Genomic DNA, 1,689 nt, shown 5'->3' with positions numbered 1-1,689 from the left:
GCAGGAGATGAAACATAGAACAATCCTGGTAACTGTCATCTGCCTCATCGTTACCTATGACTTTCGCAATGGTGTGGCGGGTAGCCTGCTGGACGACTCTGGTGAGTAGCTGCTGTCGGGCTTCTGTATGATTGCCTGATCCAGAGTCATTTTCCAGCCACTGATCCAGCTCGTAGCGGTCATAGAGTTGCCTCAATGAAACCATGATGGCTTTTAACAGACTCCCATTCTCTTCGGCAAAGACATAATCCAAATAGAGATCGTTGAGATGGATCCGGACAAGCCTGACCGCTTTTTGCTCGGGTGACTCAACACTGCCCCAGCAGCACGTTATCAGCATCAAGCTGACAAAAACGGACAATAAACTGCGAAACACAACCATCGGCAAACCCTATATCCTGAAAAATTCAGGCAGCATTGGACAACCCACTGGCAGGTGCTGAAAAAGCGATGAATGGTTTGCTGACATGAATCGATTTAACAAAGCCCTTCTTAACCTTGGCGAAAACATTTCATATACATATAAAAGAATCCTGACATACACCACCATGGTGCTGATCACCGTGACAACCGGAACGCTGAGCCCGGTTTTGATCCAGCTTTCCAGTTCATCTTCCCTCGAGAAGTGTTGCCTGAACAGCTTTTCACTGACCGGTTTTTCTCCATCCAGAATTCTGCGAACCTGCTGATACCATTCAATACCATAATTTTCACGATGGGCAGCTTCCATAAACAGGGCCGAGAGGTCTTCCGGTTGCTGACGCCACTTGCTCTCCTGACTCTCTGTATGCCAGAGGGTGTCATGGCTATTAAACCGTTCAGTCAAAAAGGAAAGATAAAGAATAAATGCAGGGTCATTGGCAATCTCCGGGTTCTGTTTTTGCTGCTCGACCTTGTAGCCAAGAGACCGGAGCCCCTTGCCACGGAGAAAAAGCTCCTGCATTTCTACCAGAATAAAACCGAGTTGTCGGGCTAACTCTTTCGGGGAAAGTGGGTTGGACGGAAATGCTCTGAAACTGTTCAGTACAGCTTCCTCAATCAGGCTTTCCATGGAGTCCCGACGATCTTCAGCCAAAACCCCCTGAAGCAACACCGGCTGGGTTTGATACCACTGATTAACATCCCGGGATTCTTCCATGGCCGGAGCATTACTGAATGCCTGCAGGAGGTGAAACATGGGACGGCCCGGGTGAGTCTCATCCACAACATAGCCACCCGTGACGTTCGCTATAGTGTGGCGGGTGGCCTCCTGAAAAAGTCTGGTGAGCAGCAGCTGTCGGGCTTCTGTCTGATTGTCTGGAGCAAAATGGCCTTCTGGCCAATGTTCCTGCTCATAGCGGTCATAGACTTGACGCACTGAAACCATTATGGCTTTAAACAGCCTGTTATATTCTTCGGCAAATACATAACCAAAATAGAGACTGTTAATGTCGTACTGGACATCTATGAGAACTTTCCGCTCCAGTGACTCAACACTGCCCCAACAGGAAGTCACCAGCATCAGATTCAAAAACACAGACCGTAAACCGCAAAAGAGAAGCATCCGCCAACCCTATGTCCTGACAAACTCAGTGAGAATAGGACAATCCACTGGCAGGTGCTGAAAAAAAATTAATGGTTCAGGTTGCTTTCTGGCCGCTACTAAAAATCTAACATAATCTGTAATTATGTAGACTTATCTACGCCGTC

The 1,689-nt window shown here is 47.8% G+C and carries 2 protein-coding genes; both read right to left on the bottom strand.

The features are described from left to right. Nucleotides 1-382, bottom strand: a 382-nt coding sequence (locus KDK17_RS05745; protein ID WP_257253468.1) for a hypothetical protein, incomplete at its 3' end; no start/stop codon positions are given. 9 nt (nt 383-391) lie between these two features. Next, on the bottom strand, nt 392-1,516 hold the full coding sequence (locus KDK17_RS05740; protein ID WP_257282014.1) for a hypothetical protein: 1,125 nt from the start codon (nt 1,514-1,516) through the stop codon (nt 392-394). Nucleotides 1,517-1,689 lie beyond the last annotated feature (173 nt).

Origin of the sequence: Endozoicomonas sp. SESOKO2, from assembly GCF_024606245.1 — a bacterium.
In the GTDB taxonomy this organism is placed as follows: domain Bacteria; phylum Pseudomonadota; class Gammaproteobacteria; order Pseudomonadales; family Endozoicomonadaceae; genus Endozoicomonas_A.
Note: the sequence above shows the minus strand (reverse complement) of the source record. Positions and strands in the feature narration are given on the sequence as shown.